The 21,888-nt window shown below is 54.8% G+C and carries 13 protein-coding genes and 1 tRNA gene; 11 read left to right on the plus strand and 3 right to left on the minus strand.

The genetic code is table 11. The annotated features are described in order from the left end of the window. Positions 1–162 precede the first annotated feature (162 nt). Positions 163–4,038, minus strand: a complete 3,876-nt coding sequence (locus G7064_RS09865) for a metallophosphoesterase (RefSeq protein ID WP_166073435.1) — start codon at positions 4,036–4,038, stop codon at positions 163–165. A gap of 326 nt (positions 4,039–4,364) precedes the next feature. Here G7064_RS09865 and G7064_RS09870 point away from each other — a divergent pair, with 326 nt between their 5' ends. Then, positions 4,365–5,591, plus strand: a complete 1,227-nt coding sequence (locus G7064_RS09870) for a Pycsar system effector family protein (protein WP_166073436.1) — start codon at positions 4,365–4,367, stop codon at positions 5,589–5,591. A gap of 82 nt (positions 5,592–5,673) precedes the next feature. Here the strand turns inward: G7064_RS09870 and G7064_RS09875 are convergent, their stop codons facing one another. Beyond that, the gene (locus G7064_RS09875) at positions 5,674–6,771 is read right to left on the minus strand and encodes a DUF2652 domain-containing protein (protein ID WP_166073437.1); all 1,098 of its coding nucleotides are present in this window, start codon (positions 6,769–6,771) and stop codon (positions 5,674–5,676) included. 211 nt (positions 6,772–6,982) lie between these two features. Here G7064_RS09875 and G7064_RS09880 point away from each other — a divergent pair. Both G7064_RS09880 and G7064_RS09885 read left to right on the plus strand, forming a co-directional pair. Continuing rightward, positions 6,983–7,054 (plus strand) — tRNA-Arg (locus G7064_RS09880). Positions 7,055–7,177: 123 nt separating this feature from the next. Then, entirely contained in the window at positions 7,178–7,906 is a 729-nt protein-coding gene (locus tag G7064_RS09885; protein ID WP_166073438.1) for a TIGR04283 family arsenosugar biosynthesis glycosyltransferase, read from the plus strand. Positions 7,907–8,020: 114 nt separating this feature from the next. On the opposite strand, the gene G7064_RS09890 is transcribed toward G7064_RS09885, so the two are convergent. After that, on the minus strand, positions 8,021–8,671 hold the full coding sequence (locus G7064_RS09890) for a response regulator (protein WP_166073439.1): 651 nt from the start codon (positions 8,669–8,671) through the stop codon (positions 8,021–8,023). Between the two features lie 613 nt (positions 8,672–9,284). On the opposite strand from G7064_RS09890, the gene G7064_RS09895 reads away from it, so the two are divergent. The 8 genes from G7064_RS09895 (at position 9,285) to G7064_RS09930 (ending at position 21,822) form a co-directional block, all read left to right on the plus strand. Further along, positions 9,285–9,932: a response regulator transcription factor gene (locus tag G7064_RS09895; protein ID WP_166073440.1), complete on the plus strand. Its 648-nt coding sequence runs from the start codon at positions 9,285–9,287 to the stop codon at positions 9,930–9,932. 645 nt (positions 9,933–10,577) lie between these two features. Further along, complete coding sequence (locus G7064_RS09900; RefSeq protein WP_240935434.1) at positions 10,578–11,339, plus strand: cyanophycinase; 762 nt, start codon at positions 10,578–10,580, stop codon at positions 11,337–11,339. A 101-nt stretch (positions 11,340–11,440) separates the two neighbouring features. Further along, entirely contained in the window at positions 11,441–12,997 is a 1,557-nt protein-coding gene (locus tag G7064_RS09905) for an FAD-dependent oxidoreductase (protein ID WP_166073442.1), read from the plus strand. Positions 12,998–13,445: 448 nt separating this feature from the next. After that, positions 13,446–13,847, plus strand: a complete 402-nt coding sequence (locus G7064_RS09910; protein ID WP_133271488.1) for an STAS domain-containing protein — start codon at positions 13,446–13,448, stop codon at positions 13,845–13,847. A gap of 163 nt (positions 13,848–14,010) precedes the next feature. Continuing rightward, positions 14,011–15,495, plus strand: a complete 1,485-nt coding sequence (locus G7064_RS09915; RefSeq protein WP_166073443.1) for a nicotinate phosphoribosyltransferase — start codon at positions 14,011–14,013, stop codon at positions 15,493–15,495. A gap of 593 nt (positions 15,496–16,088) precedes the next feature. After that, on the plus strand, positions 16,089–17,174 hold the full coding sequence (locus G7064_RS09920; protein WP_166073444.1) for an efflux RND transporter periplasmic adaptor subunit: 1,086 nt from the start codon (positions 16,089–16,091) through the stop codon (positions 17,172–17,174). 27 nt (positions 17,175–17,201) lie between these two features. Further along, entirely contained in the window at positions 17,202–20,393 is a 3,192-nt protein-coding gene (locus G7064_RS09925) for an efflux RND transporter permease subunit (RefSeq protein WP_166073445.1), read from the plus strand. Then, positions 20,386–21,822: a TolC family protein gene (locus G7064_RS09930; RefSeq protein WP_166073446.1), complete on the plus strand. Its 1,437-nt coding sequence runs from the start codon at positions 20,386–20,388 to the stop codon at positions 21,820–21,822. The genes G7064_RS09925 and G7064_RS09930 overlap by 8 nt, the downstream gene beginning before the upstream one ends. Positions 21,823–21,888: the final 66 nt, after the last annotated feature.

The raw sequence follows: 21,888 nt of genomic DNA on the forward strand, positions 1-21,888 counted from the left end.
GGAAAATCTTCCTCCAAAAGCTACCAGTGCTCAGTTTTGGGCTTAACGTCTTTTTGCAAAAAATGGCCGACCCAGTAGGTCATTAAGCTCAAAAAAAATGGTCAAGTGGCGGGCTATTATCAACCACTGCCACCTGACCATTTTCTGCGGGTAGAATTCCCTTTAAAACAGGAAGTCGAAGCCCACAAAAACCAGGTTCTCCTCGCCCACCGAGTAGGTAGCATTAACGACAAACTGCTTCAGAATATCGGCCCATACGCCGCCACCTACGCCGGAATGGAAAGCGCCCAAGCCAGTTCGCTCGTCGTATTGGCTATACACCCGCGCAGCATCGGCGAGACCCATCACCCCAATCTTGGCGGGGAAAAGATAAGCGTTGAACGTGAAGAGTTGAAGGCGTACTTCGGCGTTGGCATACACAGTGCTGCGGCCCGCAAAGCGCGTGCGGCGGTAGCCGCGCAGGTTGGTAGTGCCTCCCAGTGTATTGGCCTGATAAAAGCGGTAGTCGCCGAGGTTGCGGGCGCCCCCGATGCGACCGGCCCAGGTAACTTGGAAAGGAAAGTTGGGAGTGAGATAAAACCGGAACTCCGAAGCCAAACGCCCAAAGTTGAGCTTCTCCCCGTTCATCTGGAAGTTATACTCCGCCGAGTTGTACCAACGCAGACCAATGCGCGGGTTTTTGGGCGAGCTGGCCGCGTCGATATTCAGGTAAAAACGCCCCCCAGCGTAGCGGTTCACGCCAAAGTCGGAAGAACGGATACCCACGGCCGCGCCGCTTACACCGTTGTTATCTTCGTCGAGGCCCGCGGCAATCTGGCTGCCAATGGGGTCGCGCTCTACGTGGAACTGATCATACTGGGGACCAAAGCCGATTTTGAGGAAGCTAAACACATCCTTTTCCAGCACCGGCGAGAAGTAAAAGCGCGAGAAACGGATGCGGTAGGTTTCATTAATGTCGCGGTTGCGGACGCGGCCACCCTCACCGGGAGCTTCGTTTTTGGTATCGTTGCCCAGGCCGAAGTAGTTGTACAGCAACTGCGGACCGTAGAGCTGGCCGGTTACGTTCAAGTCGTACTTGCCAAACATATCGGTAAACTGGCCCCGATAGCGCACATTATACGCTTTCTGCGAAGGCGAATAGTTGGCCACCAACGATTGATCTGAGGCGAAAGGCTCTTTGCGGAAAGCGTAGTTGCGGTAAGTAATGCCACCGCCAAAAAACAGCCGGTCGTCTACGTTGTAACCGAAGTACAGCGCGGGGCCCAGATAATCGAGGCGGTAATCTTTGCGGTCTGCCCGGTTCGGGTTGTCGTAGCGGCTCACATCAATACCAGGCTCTAGGCGCAGACGCGTGTCGCGGCCCGTAATGATAACGTTGCCTGTATCGGCGTCGTAAATGTGCGTTTGGTGCTCGATGCCGCGCACGTTCGATTTATCTACAATCGAGTCGCGGTCGGTGCCGGCAATGATGCGCAGCTTCAATCCATCCCGCACATCGCCGTTGATCTGGTATATGTCGTTGCCGGCAAAACCGTAGAGGCGCACTTCCTGCGTGACGTTGTTATCAAACGTACGGTCGTAAAGGATTTTGGTAAACTCGCCGTCCTTATTGATTTTCTGAACTGTTACGCGGGTTTTGTCATCGGGCAGGCGATCCACCACAAACTTCTCGTTCTTGCTACTGCCCTTCACCTCCGTAATCTTAGAAACGACCTCGTAGTAGTTGGCGGCCAATTCCGGCAATAGCTCCCGGCGGCTTTTCAGCTTGGCAATGATTTCGGGGCCGTGCAACTTATAGATTTGCTCTGGCCACCGCTCTCGGAATGCTTTTTCAATGACCTCATCGGTAAGAGAAGCTTTCAGTTCCTCTGCGTGCTTCACCCAATCTTCTCTCGTTACTGAGGCCAGAAACACCCGGTCATTAGCTAAGGCAGTCAGGTTGAGACCCTTATAGTCAGCGTAGTCGTAGCCAAAGTTCTGAAAGTTGCGAATGCCCCAGCCCCGACTGATCAGGTAAGGCAAGATGCCGTCACCTTTAAAAAAGGCAACGTCCCGGTCCTCGGGTACGGCAGTAAAGGTTCGGTCGCCTTCTTCATCCTTCTTTTCGGCCCAACGCCATTGGTCTTCGTGGCGGTCCCAGTCACCGATCCACATATCGAAGAGGCGGGAGCGGGCGAAGGCTTTCTCTTTTACCTTATTGTCGTTGTCCTCAATCAGGCGCTCCAGCACCCGGTCGCTGCCCACTAGGTTAGTCGCATTCCCCAATGAAGCCACGTTGCTTTGGTCGTCCTTAGGGTCTTCCTCCAAGGCTGCTGGCGTGTTCGAAAACCGCTCGTAGTACTGACCAAGCAGCGGATCCTGCGGAATATAACGCAACTCCGGGTTGGTGTGCAGAATACCCGCCGCCGAGGCCAGCGGCGGCAGTACAAAAGAGGCGTAAGGATGCTGGGCCGAAATCTGGTCCTGCAAAATGTCCTTCGCAGCGCCATCACGCAACGATTCTGGCAATACCGCCGACGGATCTTTGTTGATGCCCCGCAGCGTATAGTTGCGGCCTTCCTCGTTGCGCACTTTCAGCGAAGCTGTTTGCTTACCACCCCCAATCTGATAAGGTGTCAGACCGCCTTTTTCGGTGGCCAGGTCAAGCACGGGGAAGCGAACAGGCGTGGCCCATTCAGCGCGGTAATGGTCGCCGAAGAAGGTGCGGAAAAACCGGCTACGTTTGGCGTAGCGCGGGTTGACAGCCATCGTTACGGTGCTGTCGCGGAAGTCGCGGCGCGGGCCGAGTGCATTGGAAGCGTTAGTAGAATCAGTTTGGGCCTGCGCCAGCACCTGCGCTGACTGCTTGGCGTACATGGGGTTACGAAACACCAACCGGCCAGTTTCGCCATTGCCATTGGGCACCCAAAACTCTGTCCAGACCTCGCCGTTGGCGTAGTAATTAACCCGGGAAAAGCCTTTCTCTTTATCGGAGAACATGGCGCCGGCATCGCGGCCCGTGCGTACGTGCTGGGTTTTACAGCCCGAGCCGCTCGTGATAAAGTGCGTGGCATCTACCTTAAAGTATTGCAGGTTGTGCTCGTGCCCATTGGCGTACACCACGTTCGGATATTTTTGAAAGATATCCATCAGCCCCTTTTTGTAGGCCTGATACAAAGGGTGCGGAATATCCTGGCTTATGCCGCCATACTTGCGGGCAAAGGGATAAACGGAGCCAATGATGGGAAACGGTACAAACGCGTATTTGTAGACGATAGACAGCGGGAAAATATGGTCGGCGAGGGTGAAAAAGCCCCCGTGGATGCCATCCGAAAACAGTGGATGGTGGGCAATCACCATCACGTTCTTGTCTTTGTGGCGCTGAATTATGTCTTCAAGCTGCGTATAAAAGTCTGTTTCGTTGGCCACACCGCAGCCGCTATTGGAGCCGTATGGGCGCTCGGCAGTCTGCAAAAACCACTGCGAGTTAATGGCAACCATTACAAGATCATCCTGCAGGCGCACCTCAAATGGACCAGGGCAGCCATCGCGCGGAATAAAAAAGTCGCCGGTGTAGGAAAAGGCCGTTGAGTCGCGCATCATGTAGTCCTCCACGAAGCGCTGCTGCCGGTTTACTTGCTCCAAGCTACCCTTGTTTCCCTGTTTCCAGTCATGATTGCCCGGAACCATATATTTTTCGCCTTCGTAATTGCGCAAAATATCGAGTTGAGCGGTGATGCGCTGCTCCGAAACTTTGCGGTCGTAGGCGCCTTCTTCGGGCAGGCCGTACTCATAAATGTTGTCGCCGAGGAAAATAGCCGTGCTTTTCGAGCCAGTAGCCAGCATCTGACGGCGCATAAAGTTGAGCGAGGGCTCACCGGGCGCTTTTAGCTCGGGAGCACCAACGTCGCCGATCAAGAACACAGAGTAACGCAGCGTACTGCTGTCGGGGGGCGTTCTTGTTTTCCAGTTCTCCCCTCCATGGTTGTAGTTGGGACGTTCGGGATGGGGAGCTTGGGTTGTCTGCGCCATGGCCATGGGTAAGCCAAAAGAGCTCATGAGCAGCAGATAACAAGACAGAGTAAACCTTCTCATAAGGAAGTATAAACAGCTATTGTAAAGATTTTAAAAACAAAAGCAGCCTGTATCTGGAGGTGTACCGAAGTTAAAAAAACCTACTAAAAGTTTAATTAAAAATTGGTAAACTTAAAATTCAAGCCACTGACCACCAAATTGGCTCATCAACAAGCATTGCAATGGCCTGCCCTACGCAGGCAGACGCCGTGCGGTTGAGCTATTGCAAAAAACCTCAGGAACCAATTCGCGTTTTAAGCCAATTAGGAGCTTTGGGTACTTCCCGTCAGCCCGGCATCTCAATTTCCCTCATGGAGACAACCCCTGTTATTAAAAAGGCTAAAGCCGAAATTCTGCGGCAGGCTAAGGCTTATATCACGACACTTTTCGAGGAAAAGTTGCCTAAGCAGCTCGTTTATCATTCCTTCAAACATACCGCCCTCACGGTGAAGGAGGTCCGGGCGTTGGGAGAGGCCTCCGGGTTGGAGCCCCACGACCAGGAAGCACTGGAGCTGGCCGCTTGGTTTCACGACACAGGCTATCTAGATACGTACGACGGCCACGAGTACCGCAGCATGGAGCGGGCCGGACAATGGCTACAGGCGCAGGGCTACCCCGCCGATCGGATTGCGGTTGTGCAGGACTTAATCAGAGCCACCCACCGCGACGAGCCGCGCGAAACGGAGATGCAGCAAATTTTGGTAGACGCGGATTTGTGCAGCATGGGCCGGGAAGATTTTTGCGCTTCCGGCGAGCTCATGCGCGCTGAGTGGGAAACCATGTTGGGCCGCAGCTATTCGAACACCGAATGGGCCGAAATTCAGCTTGACTTCCTGGTGGCGTCCAAGTTTCGGTCGCCAGCGGCCAAAGAGCGCTACGGCGAGCAGTACAAGCAGAATATTAAGGAGCAGAAGGAACGACTGAAGAAAGCCGAGAAAAAGGAGAAAAAGAAGAAAGAGGAAGTTCAGGGCAACTTTGCGGAGGGCAAGCGCGGCGTAGAAACCATGTTTCGGACGACGTACGACAACCACGTCTCCCTCTCACAGATGGCTGATAACAAGGCCAATATGATGATCAGTCTGAACGCGGTTATCCTGTCTATCCTGATTACCTATTTGGGAGCCAAAACTTCCTCTATCGGGCCGGCATTCACCCGCAATCCTATCCTGACGGTGCCGATGGGCCTTCTGGTAGCCACGGCGCTGGGTTCGGTGGTATCGGCTATTCTCTCGGCCCAACCCGATGTAACGACCTTTAAGTGGCTCAAGAAAAGCCCAGCCATTGCTACTAATCGCCGCATCAACATCCTGTTCTTCGGCAATTTCACCAAGCTCAGCCTCGATGCGTTTCAGGGCGGCATGAACGAGCTGATGCGCGATAAAGACCTGATGTACACCAACATGATCACCGATATCTACTATCTGGGTGAGGTGCTCAGCCGGAAATATCGGCTGCTGCGCATCAGCTACACCATCTTTATGGTGGGCCTGATTCTGACGGCGTTGTCGTTCGGTATTGTGCTATTATATAAAGCCTAGAGCCGACGCGTTATCCATCAATAAAAAAGCCCGCCAGACGCAATCTGGGGGGCTTTTTTATTGATTACCAAGATGCTGCACGTCATTTCGATACCTTGTTGGCCATGCGCTCTCCTAAAGCAACCAGATTGCGAAGCGAGCGGCCCCAAAAGCGGTGTACGCGGCGTAGCTGTCCATAGCGAATCAGGGAGCTGGGGCTGGCCACGTAGCCATAGCGAAAATCGAGGGTAATGAGACAGGAATGCTCGTCGACGGCCTCAATAAAGAAGAATAGCAGGGAATTGGGGAAAAGTCGGAAGTGCGAAATTTTCTCCACGTACTCAATACGCTCCTCGCCCTGAAAGCTTTGCACCGTTTGGAAATCAATCTGCCCTTTGTTGACATCTACTTTGTAGCTCACGCCCAAGCGGTCGGCTTTGCTGAGGTCGTAATGCACGGCGGTAGCGCCTTCCAGCCACACGTAGCGCAAGCGCAGATTGCGCACCAAGCGGAAGGCATACGCTGCGGGCACCCGCATTGTATGGCGCACTTTCAGCGAGTTGCCCCGGCCGCTCGGCGCCCCGTCGGGCGTGTGGTGCCCATTGAGCAGCAGGCGCAGGGGCGTGAGGTGGGCGTAGCGGTAATTGATGTCGCCGAGGTACTCATACGTGGTTTTGCCCCCCAGCAGGCGCGTCCAGGAAAAGCTGCGCGTCAGGTCGGTGAGGCTCTGCGTTTTCAGGTAGCCCTCCGACAGCAGCAAGTACTCGCCACCCATGATGTTGTTTTTGAGCAGGCGATGCACCACAATCACGTCGCGACCCATCAGCTTGGTAAACTCCCGAATGTGCGCCACGTTCACCCGGCCGTAGTGCACGACTATTTTCAGGGTCAGGTCGTGGGTCCGCAGCGCCGCGCCCAGCGCCGAGGAATTGTCGCGCTCCACCAGGCGGAGGTAGTTCTGAAAATCGAGGAAGATGCGGCGGCATTGCGCTACCAGCTCCTGCACTGGCGGCGGCGGCCCCAGCCGATAAAACAGGATAGCATCGCCCTGAATCTCCGACACCTCCATATCCAGCGTATTCGCCTCGATAAGGATTTCAAGCAGGTCAGCAATCAGAAAGGGGGCCTGAGGATTATCTGAGGCTTCAATGAAGCGCGTAAAGCCGCTGATATCCGGAATAAACAACAGGGCCGGCTGCATCCCATCACTATCGGCACCGGGGGCAATTTTCGCCCGCTACCTGCTGCCCGTCGCGACGCGTGCAAATCCTCCAGTAAGCCCATACAACAACCAAAAACCTTAAAACGAACGAGGCAACGCTCGTCGCCCCTGCCGCCTATACGCAGGCACCCCAGCACCGGGTTTGGCCGAGCCGATGGTTTGGGGCTACCTTTGCCCCACACGCGCATCTGGCCCCGTAGTTCAACGGATAGAATAAGGGTTTCCTAAACTTTAGATGTGAGTTCGATTCTCGCCGGGGCCACATAAAACCCACTTTCTGCTTTGGAAAGTGGGTTTTGTCTTCAATACAATACTGCACGAACAAATTTCAACGCTACCGTTCTTCCAGCGTACGCTACTCTATATAACCTGCGTATAGTTCGCCATGATTCACGGTTCAGCTGCTCCCGATACCGTAAGCGTTATTATTCCCACTTTCAACGAGGCGGACGGTATTGGGGAGCTGCTTAGCTATCTGGGCGAGGTATGCAGGCAGGATTTGGGCGTAGAAATCATCGTGGCGGATGGGCACAGCACTGATGATACGGCTGCGCTGGCGCGGAAAGCTGGGGCGCGCGTGGTACTTTGTCCACAGAAAGGGCGCGCCGCCCAGCTCAACTTTGGGGCGGGCGCGGCTGGGGGGCAAATCCTTTATTTCCTGCACGCCGACACTTACCCGCCGCCTACCTTTCTATCCGATATTCGGCACGCGCTGGGGCCGGCCGGCTATAGTAGCGGCTGCTACCGATTGGCCTTCGACCATCCGCACTGGTTTCTGCGGCTGAGCGGCTGGTTTACGCGCTTTGATATCGATGCGGTGCGCTTCGGCGACCAGAGCTTGTTTGTGCGGCGCGCGGTATTTGAGCAGGCTGGAGGCTACCGTGCCGACATGATTATGCTGGAAGATCAGGAAATTGTGCGGCGGTTACGGCGGTATGGCTCGTTTCGGGTGTTGCCCGGCACGGTAACTACGTCCGCCCGCAAATATTTGCACAACGGTGTTTTTCGGCTACAGGCTGTGTTTTCGCTCCTAACGCTGCTTTACTGGCTGGGCCTACCGCAACAGCGCCTGCTGCACTTGTATCGGCGCCTGATTCGGCAGGATAAGCTGTAAACAGATTACTGGCCACACTGTCTTGATCTTTCAGAATAGCATCAACGAAAAAAGACCTTTCGAGCGGAAAGGTCTTTTTTCGTTTTATGTAAATCCCGACGGTTGGGGGGCTTTTTAATCGGCTAGCATGCCCTGGCTCACGGCGAACTTGATGAGGGCGGCCGTGTTTTTGGCCTGGGTTTTCTCGATGATGTTCTGGCGGTGGGTCTCGATCGTGCGCTTGCTGGTGAAGAGCTTGTCGGCAATCTCGGCGTTGGTCAGGCCTTCGGCAATGAGGGTGAGCACCTCCAGCTCCCGCTTCGATAAGCCACTGGCTGCTCGGGCACTAGCGCCCCCCGCCGACTCCAGGGAGTGCATCTTACGCAGCAGGGCCAGCCCAATAACGCTGCACAAGTACTGCCGCCCAGATGCGACCGTCTTGATAGCATACACCAACTCAGCGCGGCCGCTGCTTTTGAGGGCATAGCCCGAAGCTCCTAGTTCGATGGCCTGAGCAACGTAGCGCTCATTATCCAGCATCGACAGCACCAGAATATGCACCGCTGGGTAGTGCTCACGAAGCAGCGGAATTGTGGCAAAGCCATCGGTGCCGGGCATATTCAGGTCAAGCACCACTACGTCGCAGGAGGTTGTAGCCAGAGTGTTTAGCAGTTCTTGACCGCTACAAGCCTCTCCTACCACCTCTAATTCGGGTTCTTCGCGGAGTAGTGAGCGGATGCCGTCGCGGATAATAGCGTGATCATCTATTAAAATGATGCGGATCATGAAAAGGAAATAGGATAATGGGAATGCAGATGGTAACCGAAATAGGTCGCAGTTGTTTCGGCTTGACCCCTGGTTTTTTGCCACGAATTTTCACAAGATAAAGGCACCGGTTTGCGCAGTCAACTTCAGCGGCTAAAACCTGTATTTACCGCGGGCGAAACAGTTAGACGCGGCTTCTGAATAGTAATAAACCCGTAGTAGTCGTCAGGGCTTTCTCTTTTCTATTCGCTTGGTATCCGCACCGGGCGCGGCCGATTGAAGCTTGCTCGCAGATGAGGGGCTTTTTTAGGACTTATAAGCCAGCATTTCAGCAGCATGCGCAAACATTTAAGAAGCCAATACGCTTTTACACGGCTAAAAACCCATTGGCCAAGACAACGCTGAAACCGAATAGGGAGTAAGCTAGTACCTGAGGTAAGAAAAGCTCCAAACCCCATTTTCGTAGCGCTTCATGCCCGCCGAGCTATTTGCATTTGCCGCTGTTGCAAAACGGAAACTGCGCATATAACTCGTTGCTCATCAAGCCCATTCCTTTTTCAAAGAACCGATTTAACTGTAGTTGGCGTTGTCCTTAAAAGCTAGTGAAGCTTGCTTGCCAACTAATCCCTGTATTATGATTCGATTAATTCTGGCCGACGACCACGCTATCATTCGTGATGGTATTCGTGCGCTTCTTACCGAGGATGCTGGGTTGGAAATTACAGCAGAGGCCAGCAATGGCCAGGAATTGCTGGATAAGCTGGCCACGACTCCCTGCGACGTGGTGCTTATGGATGTAAATATGCCCGTGATGGATGGGTTTGAGGCCATGCTGCACCTGCGCCGTGATTTCCCGGACGTGAAGGTGCTTGTTCTCTCCATGCTCGACCACCCCAATTATGTAGTGCGGATGCTGAATGCAGGCGCTTCGGGGTATGTGCTCAAAAATGCCGACGTAGCCGAAATCATTCATGCTATTCGCACGGTCGCGTCAGGCCGACAGTACTTGTGCACCGAAATAGGCCTGAACTTACTTCAGCAGGTAAGCGTGAGCGGCCCGCTGCCAGAGGCCACAACCCGCAAAGCCAACGATCTATCGAAGCGGGAGTTGGAGGTGCTCACCCTCATTGCCGAAGGCCTGACCAACGCCGAGATTGCCGACAAGCTCTTCACCAGCAAGCGCACGATCGAGACCCACCGCCAGAACATCATCGAGAAAACCCAGGCCAAAAACACGGCCGCCCTCATCAAGTTCGCCGTGAGTGAAGGCCTGATTGAATAACCCACTACGAGCATTTTAAAACAGGAACGGCCGCCCAATTTGGGGCGGCCGTTCCTGTTTTAAAGGTAGTTTTGGTTGTTTCATAGCGCAGAAAGGCCTCTAGGTAAATAGAGTCTGCGAGAGCGAGAGTGGATACTACACCCGCCGCGCACGTTGGCATGCGTTGGGGGGCTTTTTTAGTAGTAGTCAATAAACGGGAATAAGCTTGGTAGGGCTACCGAATACATACCTATTTTAGGTGGGAGTAGTACGTATTTTTCGATCGGCAAACACTAACCACAGTTCAGCTACCTTTTCTGGCGGCGAGTACCAGTTATTTATACAACTAGTTGAATAGCAGATAGTAAGCCGATGATCAGCTAAAAAAGCCCCCCAGTTACGTTTGTATGGGACCTCGGGCAAGGTCGGGAAGGCGCGCAACTCAAAGAGCCGGATTTACGCATGCAGGATGCGCTCTATCGGCACAAAGACTTTCCCACAATCCCACCTGTGATGCCTACTAAAAAGAAAGCTCCTCCGTCCCAACGAGGTCATTTACACCCCCATAGGCACACTTGCCCTACACCAAAGGGTAAGTTGCTTGTCGTCGGCGGACACGAAAACAAGGGGCAAGGGCCCGAAAGAGGGTCTAATCAGGACGAAAACTTGAACTTTGCCCCTGAATCCATCCTCCGACGCTTCTGTGACGAGCTAAAAGGCAATGATCCACTGGTGCTTGTGCTACCCATTGCCTCCTCCGAACCCAAGGAAGCCGCCGAAGACTATTTGAGAATATTTACCGATTTGGGTATTACTCGGGTTCAAATGCTGGATATACGGGAGCGGGAAGAGGCCAACAGCGAAGCCACGCTTAAGCTGGTAGATGATGCTGCCGGCTTCTACTTTACGGGCGGCGACCAGCTGCGCCTGACAGCCCTGCTGGGGGGCACCAAAATGCTACTGCGGCTAAAAGAACGCTATACCTACGAGGAGATTCTCATCGGGGGCACCAGTGCCGGCGCGTCGGCTCTTTCCACCCCCATGATTTATCAGGGCCTCAACGATGCGGGTTTTCGCAAAGGCGAAATATCCATTACTACCGGGCTACAGTTTATGCACGATGTAGCCATCGATACGCACTTCATTGCGCGGGGCCGCATCGTGCGTATGGCGCAGATCATTGCTACCAACCCTACCTGTATGGGACTGGGGCTTGAAGAAGACACTGCCGTATTAGTGCGCGATGGCTACCAGCTGGAAGTAATTGGCAGCGGCTTGGTTACCATTCTGGATGGGGTTGAGTGTACGGGCAACAACATTCACGAAATTCAGCCCGAGACGCCTTTTACCATTCGCGACTTGCGGCTGCACTTTCTGGGCGAAGGGGAAACATATCAGATGCCGATTCCACCGGAGCTGCATTTATAAACGCCCCTGCATGGCTTCTTGCGCTACAGGAAGTGACAATTAAACTTGGCCTATAGGCCTGGCGTAAAACCTGAACCCGAACTCTACCCCTACTCTCTGCTATGAAACAAACTTCCGCCGCTACCCAATCTTCGTGGTTTGGCACCCTTGGCCCCGCCCCCGATTTTCCTTCTCTCACCCAGGATATGACTGCCGATGTTGTGGTAGTCGGTGCGGGCATTGCGGGCCTTACGACGGCGTATCTGTTGCTGCGTGAAGGCAAGAAAGTAATCGTGCTGGAAAGCGGAAAGCTGGTCAGCGGCGAATCGGGCCGCACCACGGCCCACCTCTCCAACGCGCTCGACGACCGCTACACGCGGTTGGAGCATTTGTTTGGGGAGAAAGGTGCCCAGCTGGCCGCCGAAAGCCACAGCGCTGCCATCGACCGGATCGAGCAGATTATACAGGAGGAGAAAATCGACTGCAACTTCACCCGCCTCAACGGCTACCTGTTTCTGCCCGAAGATGGCAACCCCAGCGAGTTGGACAAAGAGCTGAAAGCCGCCCACCGCGCCGGCCTCACCGGCGTCGAGCGCCTTTCTGACTCTCCTACTCAGGGCTTCCGCACCGGCGAGTGCCTCCTATTTCCGAACCAGGGCCAGTTTCATATTCTGAAATACTTGTATGGCCTGGCCGAAGCAATTGGCCGGTTTAAAGGCGGCGGGGGGCAAATTTATACCAACACCCACGTGGCGGAGGTGCAGGGCGGATCGGAGGCCAGCGTGACCACTGCCAACGGCCATACGGTGCGCGCCAAAGCCGTAGTGATGGCCACCAATACGCCCGCCAACGACCGCGTGGTGATGCATACTAAGCAGTCGTCGTACCGCACCTACACTATTGCAGCCCGCATTCCGAAAGGCTCCGTAACGAAAGCGCTGTACTGGGACACGCCCGACCCATACCACTACATTCGCTTGCAGGAAATAGCCGAAGGCCCACGCGGCGGCACGCCCCGCTACGACCTGCTCATTGTGGGCGGCGAAGACCATAAAGTCGGCCAGGGCGACCCTGAGCTAAGCTTGCAACGCCTCGAAGACTGGACGCGCGAGCGGTTTCCGATGATACAGCAGATCGACCACGCCTGGTCGGGACAGGTGCAGGAACCCAGCGACAGCCTGGGCTACGCCGGCCGCAATCCACTGGACCAAGATAACGTGTACATCATCACCGGCGACTCGGGCCACGGCATGACGCACAGCACGCTGGGGGGCATTATTATTACCGATCTTATTCAGGGCCGCGCCAATCCGTGGGCCGACCTCTACGACCCCGGCCGCGTGACCCTGCGCCCGGCCTCAGCGTATGAGTTTGTAAAGGAAAACCTGAATGTGGCCACCGAGTACACCGAGCTACTCACCGGAGGCGATGTAGCAAGCATCGACGAAATCGAGCCCGGCTCCGGGGCCGTAATGCGGCGCGGCCTCACGAAAGTAGCCGTGTACCGCGACCCTAAAGGCCAGACGCATGAGTGTTCGGCCATCTGCCCGCATCTGGGTTGCGTAGTACACTGGAACGGCTTGGAAAGCAGCTGGGACTGCCCCTGCCATGGCTCCCGATTCGATGCGCTGGGCAAACTTCTTATTGGCCCAGCGAATCAGGATCTGGCCTCGGCATAACAGGAAAGACCAGAAAAAAAGGAGAAGCGCCGCCATGTCGCTTCTCCTTTTTTTCTGGTCGCACGCAGAGCTAAGTATAGATACGGACGCTATAAATACCTAGAACTTGGTATAGGCAACTACACTGAAAATCAGTATATTGCCTGAGCTTACTAGTAATACGTATTACTAAATTTGCAAGGATACGCATCTGTCTTCGTTGACAATGTGTCTTTTGTATCATGGCTCTTTGGCCAGATAGCTCTTTCTTTTTCCGCTTCGGGTAGCCTCCTATTGACTCTACCCCGACCCAGGTTGGCGGACCAGATTAGGTAAGTAAGTGGTGCCCTACTCCATGGTCTGGCCCCCTTGGCTCCCCGTTGCTGCCTTGCGCGGCCTCTTCCTGCTGCCCCTGCCCTCTGTGCGCTTCGTTGCACAGCCTGAAAACGACTGAAGTTATCTACTCCTGATGGAGATTTATCGCGAAATCTTGCCAGAAAGCTATTTGCTTATCTTGGCCGAAGACCATACACATTCCGAAGAATACGGATTAGCCAGAGCCTTACAACAAGCCGCGCGGAGCGGTAAACCCAGCATTTGGGTCGATTGCAGTTCGTTGCGCCACATTTCCGGTCGGGCGCTGGCGCTGCTGACCAGCTATTGCCAGCGCCTACGTCGGCGCAATACCCAGCTTGTACTCTGCCACCTGACCGATGAGGTACAGGATAGCTTAAAAACGACTCCGGAAGAGGCCTGCCCCCCCATCGTTCCCACGTTGCTCGACGCAGAATTGTATTGTCATGCGGCTCATCAGGCTACCAGCCCGCCACCTTCCACTACCACGGCCGGCTGGGGCGTTGCACTGTCCTAGCATCCGGTCAGATGCCGTATAGGTGGCATTTCCTCCGTTTGGTATTAAGCAAAAAGCCCCCCAGGGAGTTCTGACGCAGAAACTCGCTGGGGGCTTTTTTGCCTTTACAGTTCGTCCATCTGCCGTTCACAACTCACTGCGGGGTTCCTCGTATTTTGAGCCCATGAACTCCGCGCCCCTCTCCGGCCTGTACGGCCCCTCACTTAGCCTGCTCACCGACCTCTACCAGCTTACCATGGCCTATGGCTATTGGAAGCAGGGCAAGCAGAATCAGGAAGCCGTTTTTCACTTGTACTTTCGCAAGCCGCCCTTCAATGGGGGGTACGCGGTAGCCGCGGGTCTGGCTTACGCCGTGGATTGGGTCAAAAATTTTCACTTCTCCGAAGATGACTTGGCATACTTGGGTAGTCTGCGCGGCACCCGCGACAATGCTATGTTTGACCCGGATTTTCTGGAATATCTGCGTACGCTGCGCCTCACCTGCGACATCGACGCCATAGCCGAGGGCACGGTGGTATTTGCCAATGAGCCGCTGCTGCGCATAAAAGGCCCCCTGCTGCAAGCCCAGCTACTGGAAACGGCCTTACTGACCTTGGTTAACTTCCAAACCCTGATCGCCACCAAAGCCGCCCGCATTCGGGAGGCCGCCGGCTCCGACCAGGTATTTGAGTTTGGTTTGCGCCGGGCGCAGGGCTTCGATGGTGGCCTGAGCGCCAGTAGGGCTGCTTACTTAGGTGGCGTCGATGGCACATCAAACCTGATGGCGGGCCAGCGCTTCGGTATTCCGGTGCGCGGCACCCACGCCCACAGTTGGGTACAGGCATTTGGGGAAGAGGAAGCGGCCTTTGCTGCTTACGGCGACGCTTTCCCCGACGACTCCGTTTTCTTGGTCGATACCTACGACACCCTGGAAGGTGTACGCCATGCTATCAGCGTGGCCCGGCAGATGCGCGCCAACGGTCACGAACTGGGGGGCATTCGCCTCGATTCCGGCGACTTGGCTTATCTCAGCCGCGAAGCTCGCGCTTTGCTTAATGAGGCTGGATTCCAGAAAACGCGCATTGTCGCCAGCAACGACCTCGACGAGCACCTTATCACCAGCCTCAAGCAGCAAGGCGCCCGCATCGACACTTGGGGCATCGGCACCAAGCTCGTCACGGCCCACGACCAGCCGGCCCTGGGGGGCGTTTATAAGCTGGCTGCTCTGCGCCCATCGGCCGACAGCGACTGGGATTATACCATCAAGCTGTCTGAGCAACTCGCCAAAACCAGCATCCCCGGCATCTTGCAGGTGCGCCGCTACGAAACGGAAAAAGGCCAGCCGCGTGCCGATATGCTCTACAATACAGCCGAGCCTCTCCCCAATGAGCTCACTATTGTGGACCCACTCGACCCCACGCGCCGCCGCCCTATTCGCTCCACGCAGTTTCGGGAGTTGCTGGAGCCGGTGTTCCGGGCTGGCAAACTCGTAGCGGAGCTGCCCACGCTGGAGGAAAGCCGCGCCAAAGCCCAGCGCGAAGTGGGCGCCCTCGACCTCAGCATCCGGCGCTTCCTCAATCCGCATGTGTACCCCGTGGGACTGGAGGAAAGCCTGAATAACTTCCGCATGCAGCTGATTCTGGAAAAGCGCGCAGTGCGGCCAGCATAGCCTAGCCTTACTACCTCAATCATAAAAGCAGAAAGCCGCCTGTTCCACGGGTGGCTTTTTGCTTGTATAGGTATTTCTGTTGCCCATTTTCTGGGTGAAAGCTCATTCACTCAGACCAACGAAGCTTTCGATTAGCTACGTCGTAGTAGGCACATTATAAAAAGCCCCCCAGCAGGACGGAATTAGGTGAGGCAAGGGCCTGCCCATTCGTTCACCTTAGCTTCATGTTGCCCCGGTTTCTTTGTGTCTTCAATACAAGACACAAGCTATGCAGCGCCTGCATTTTTCCGCGATTTTGCCCCCCAGCCTCGGGTTAAGACTGGCATTTTCGCCGACTTCCTGCTTCAAAAGTAAAGTCGACCGCGAAGCATGAGCGAATACACGCTAGGCCGCTCCAACCACTCAAGGAGTTACGTCGTCTGGCCCCACTACTTGCCGGAATATCAATGGGCCAATCATTGGGTAGATAGGCTGATCCATCAGTCGGCGCAGGCTCCTAATGCCCCGCCGGGGTCAAGCTCTCTACTCAGCCTACTTCTCTTAACCACTCGTGGCTAGGAGTATATAAATGCCCCAGGTTACTCAACATACATATGAAAAGAATAGTGATGCTCATGAGCTGGTGTGCCTTGTACTACTGTGCAAGCTGCTCGGAAGCAAAAGAAGTGAAAGAAGAGCGCATCAAGCTTTTGGTTACCAGCCCGTTGGCTAAAGACACAACAATCACCAAAGAGTATGTGGCCCAGATTCACTCCGTACAGCACATCGAGCTGCGGGCTTTAGAAAAGGGCTACCTGCAAAAGATTTATGTAGACGAGGGCCAATTCGTGAAAGAAGGGCAACTCATGTTTCAGATTATGCCCCTGGTTTATCAGGCAGAACTGAAAAAGTCGCAGGCGGAAGCCAACTACGTGGGGCTGGAATATCAGAACACCAAGAAATTGGCTGATACCAATATTGTCTCAAAAAATGAGTTGGCGCTGGCTCAGGCCAAGTTCGACAAGGCCAAAGCGGAAGTAGCCTTAGCCCAAACGCATCTGCAATTCACGACTATCAGGGCTCCCTTCAGTGGCTACATGGACCACTTTCAGGGCCGGCTGGGCAGCTTAGTTGATGAGGGAGACTTGCTGACCACCTTGTCTGACAACAGCAAAATGTGGGTTTACTACAACGTACCCGAGGCGGAGTACCTAAATTATAAGCAGCAGGCCAAGGCCAGTGACAAGGCCGCAAAAGTAAAGCTGCGGATGGCCAACAACGAGGTGTTTCAGCAGCCCGGCCTGGTGCAGACTATTGAAGCCGACTTCAATAACGAAACCGGCAACATTGCCTTCCGGGCCACTTTCCCTAACCCCGAGGGGCTCCTGCGCAACGGTGAAACCGGCAGCGTCCTGATGACGGTGCCGCTTAATGATGCCCTGCTGATTCCGCAGAAAGCCACATTCGAGAATCTGGAAAAGAAGTACGTCTTCGTGGTCGATAAAAAGAACGTGGTGCACCAGCGGGAGGTCACCATTGGGTCGGAGATGCCGGACCTGTACGTCATCAAAGGCGGCTTAGCAGCCAACGACAAGATTCTGCTGGAAGGTCTGCGAAAGGTGAAGGATGGCGACAAAATCAGCTTCAATTACAAAGACCCAAAAGCCGTCATCGCGCACCTGAAAGTGTACAGCGAGTAAGGTTTCCCCTATCAGAATAGCCATACTATGTTTAGTAAATTCATTCGCCGGCCCGTCTTTGCCATCGTTATTTCGATTGTCATCCTGCTCATGGGCGGGCTGGCCATCATGCAGCTGCCCACGTCGCAGTTCCCCGAAATTTCGCCCCCGCTGGTCATGGTCAGCGCGTCGTACCCCGGCGCCAGCGCCAAGGTGCTCACCGAGTCGGTGCTGATTCCGCTGGAGCAAGCCGTGAACGGCGTACCGGGCATGAAATACATGACCTCCGACGCCGTGAGCGCCGGCGAAGCCAACATCCAGATTGTCTTTAACCTGGGCACCAACCCCGACCAGGCCGTGGTGAACGTGAATACCCGCATTGCACAGGTGCTCAACCGCCTGCCGCTGCTGGTGCAGCGCGAGGGCGTGGTGGTAAACCGCGTGGTGCCGAACATGCTGATGTATGTGAACTTGTACAGCAAGGACAAGAACACCGACATGAAGTACCTGTTCAACTTCGCTGGGGTAAACATGATACCTGAGTTGCAGCGTCTGAGTGGCATTGGTCGGGCCAGCATTCTGGGTAGCCGACAGTATGCCATGCGCGTGTGGCTCAAGCCCGACCGGATGCGTGCGTATAATATCTCGGTCGACGACGTGATGAAAGCGCTGGACGAGCAGAGCGTTATCGGCTCGCCCGGCCGCATTGGCCGCTCCGACGGCAAGCAGGCGCAGTCGCTGGAGTACGTACTCAGCTACCAAGGCCGCTTTAATGACGTGGAGCAATACAAAAACGTCATTCTGAAGGCTAACGCCAACGGCGAAAGCCTGCACCTGCGCGACGTAGCCAACGTAGAATTGGGCTCGGAGTACTACGATATCTACTCCAACCTGAACCAGTACCCATCGGCGGCCATCGTGCTAAAGCAAACCTACGGCTCGAACGCCTCGGACGTAATTAAAGAAGTGAAGGCTAAGCTGGAGGAGCTGAAGAAAACCAGCTTTCCGCCCGGCATGGATTACAAAATCACCTACGACGTGTCGAACTTCCTCGACGCGTCTATTGAAAACGTAATTCACACCCTGCGCGACGCCTTCATTCTGGTAGCCTTGGTGGTGTTCCTGTTCCTCGGCGACTGGCGCTCCACGCTGATTCCGGCGCTGGCTGTACCAGTGTCATTGGTGGGCTCATTCGCGGCCATGCAAGCATTTGGGCTGACCATCAACATGATTACCCTGTTTGCACTGGTGCTCTCGATTGGCATCGTGGTCGACAACGCCATTGTGGTGATTGAGGCCGTGCATGCCAAAATGGAGGAAGAGCATCTCTCGCCCTACAACGCGGTGCGCAAGGTGGTGGGCGAAATCAGCGGGGCCATCATCGCCATCACCATCATGATGACGGCCGTGTTCATTCCCGTCTCGTTCATGAGCGGCCCGGTGGGCATTTTCTACCGGCAGTTCTCCATTACCATGGCTACGGCCATCGTGATTTCGGGGGTGGTTGCGCTCACGCTGACGCCGGTACTCTGCGCTATGATTCTGAAAAACCACCACGGCCAGCCCAAGAAGAAAACGCCTATGCAGCGCTTTTTCGACTGGTTCAACCGTGGGTTTGAGAAGCTTACCAATGCCTATACCGGCCTGTTGGAACGGATTGTAGCCAACCGAATCATCACCTTCGCTATGCTTATCGCCTTTGGTTTGGGTATCTGGGCCATCACGGCGAAGCTACCCGCCGGTTTTATTCCAAGTGAGGACCAAGGCCTGATTTACGCTATTGTACAGACGCCGCCCGGCACCACGTTGGAGCAAACCAACGCCGTATCGCAGCGCTTGGCTAGCATGGCCAAGGAAGTGCCCGGCATCGCCAACATCTCAACCTTGGCGGGCTACGAAGTACTGACGGAAGGCCGCGGCTCCAATGCTGGCACTTGCTTGATTGACTTAAAGCCGTGGTCGAAGCGCAAGGAGTCTATTGCTGAAATCATCGAAAACCTGGAAGAAAAAGCCCACGAAATTCCCGGCGCGACCATCGAATTCTTCGAGCCGCCGGCGGTGCCGGGCTACGGCGCCGCCGGCGGCTTCCAGCTGCAATTGCTCGACAAAACCAACTCCGGCGACTACAAAGAGCTGGAAAAAGTGAACAACGAGTTCATGGCCAAGCTGAAAAAGCGCAAAGAGCTAGCAGGCCTGTTCACCTTCTTCTCGGCCAACTATCCGCAGTACGAACTCAAGATTGACAATGAGCTGGCCATGCAGAAAGGCGTGAGCATCGGCAACGCCATGAATACGCTAAGTATCATGGTAGGCTCTACCTACGAGCTAGGTTTCATTAAATACCAGCGCTTCTTTAAGGTGTTCGTGCAGGCCTCACCGGAGTACCGGAAGCTGCCCGAGGACATCCTGAATATGTGGGCCAAAAACGACAAGGGCGAGATGGTGCCATTCTCGGCCTTCATGAAAATCGTGAAGACCCAGGGCGCCAACGAAATCAACCGCTACAATATGTACACCACTGGTTCCATTCGGGGCGGGGCGGCGCCGGGCTACAGTAGCGGCGAGGCCATTAAGGCTGTACAGGAAGTGGCGCAAGACCTGCCCCACGGCTACGGCATCGACTGGGGTGGCCTGTCGAAAGATGAAGTGAGCCGTGGCAACGAGTCCACCGTTATTTTCATGGTGGTGCTGGTGTTCGTGTACCTAGTGCTCGCCGCACAATATGAGAGCTTCCTGCTGCCGCTGGCGGTAATATTCTCCCTTGTTGCGGGGGTCTTCGGATCGTTCTTGTTTATTAAAATCTTTGGCCTGGCCAACGACATTTACGCGCAGGTGGGCCTCGTCATGTTAGTGGGCTTGCTGGGGAAGAACGCCGTACTGATTGTGGAATTTGCGGCCTCGAAACACGAGGAAGGGATGTCGGTGCGCGACGCGGCTATTGAAGGAGCGCGGGTTCGTTTCCGCCCCATTCTGATGACTTCTTTTGCCTTCATAGCAGGCCTTATTCCGCTGGTAGTGGCCACGGGTGCTGGCGCCATCGGCAACCGCACTATTGGCAGTTCGGCCCTCGGCGGCATGCTGTTCGGCACCGTGTTCGGGGCAATTATTATTCCCGGCTTGTACTACTTCTTCGGCACGCTGGCCGGCAAGAGCAAGCTGATTCGGGACGAAAACGAATACCCGATGCTGGAGGGCATTGAGCCTCGCGTATTAATTGAAGAAACAGAGCCTTATGCTTAAGAGACGCTTTTATCAATGCCTGAGCGCCGCCGGCTTGGCGCTTACCATTGCCGCTTGTAAAACGCCGGAGCTAGTAGTCAAGAATGAAAGCCGCCAGGTTCCGGCTAGCTACAACAGTTCCGTGCAAGACAGTAGCAGCACGGCCAGAGTCCGGTGGCAGGAGTTTTTCACCGACCCAAACCTGAAATCCCTGATTGACACTGCCCTGCAAAACAATCAGGAGTTGAACATCACGTTGCAGGAGATTGAGATTTCCCGCAATGAAATCCGGGCCCGGCAAGGAGAGTATTTGCCTTTTGTGGGCTTAGGTGCTAAGGCTGGCGTCGATAAAGTAGGGCGATACACGCTTCAGGGAGCAACAGAGGAAAGCGTCGATATCAAGCCGGAAAGACGAACGCCCGATCCGTTAACCGATTTTCAGGTGGGAGCTTTTGCTACCTGGGAAGTGGATATCTGGCACAAGCTGCGCAACGCGAAGAAAGCGGCCGTGAGCCGATACCTAGCTTCCGTGGAGGGACGAAACTTCATGGTGACGAACCTGATTGCGGAAATTGCCAACTCGTATTACGAACTGCTGGCGCTTGATAATCAATTGGCCATCGTGAAGCAGAACATTGAGATTCAAAGCAATGCTCTGGAGATCGTACGCTTGCAAAAAGAAGCAGCTCGGGTGACTGAATTGGCCGTGCGCCGCTTTGAAGCGCAGGTGCACAACACCCGCAGCATTCAGTACGCCCTCCAGCAGCGCATTACCGAAACGGAGAACCGGCTCAACTTTCTGGCGGGTCGGTACCCACGGCCTATTTCCCGCAACGATGAGGCGTTCAACGACGCCGTACCGCAAGCCATTCGGGTGGGGCTTCCCTCCCAGTTGCTGAGCAACCGGCCCGATGTCCGGCAGGCGGAGCAGAATCTGGTGGCGGCCAAGCTGGATGTGCAGGTGGCCAGGGCCAACTTTTATCCTTCACTGGGTATCTCCGGAGCCGTCGGTTTGGCGGCGTTCCGACCCGGCTTGTTGGTAAGCACCCCCGAATCCATGCTTTTCTCGCTGGCTGGCGACGTGGCAGCGCCGCTCATCAACAGAAATGGAATAAAGGCTGCGTATTCCAATGCCAACGCTCAGCAGACCCAGGCCGTCTACAATTATGAACGCACTCTGCTTAATGCCTACATTGAAGTAGCCAACCAACTCTCCAACATTAGTAATTTGGAGAAGGGGTACGATGAGAAAGCAAAGCAAGTGCAGGCTCTCAACGAGTCAAGCACTATTTCCAACAGTCTCTTCCGCTCAGCCAGGGCTGACTACTCGGAAGTTCTCTTTACCCAAAGGGAGGCGCTAGAATCAAAGTTTGACCTTATCGAAACCAGAATGCAGCAGTTGAATGCTAAGGTGAATGTTTATCGAGCCTTAGGTGGCGGATGGAATTAGAAATGAGTAACCGTTCAGGTGGGTCTAAGATTCAACTATGAGGGGTAGGTTAGCTTGGCTAACCTA

This window comes from Hymenobacter sp. HDW8, assembly GCF_011305775.1.
Classification (GTDB): Bacteria; Bacteroidota; Bacteroidia; order Cytophagales; family Hymenobacteraceae; genus Hymenobacter; species Hymenobacter radiodurans.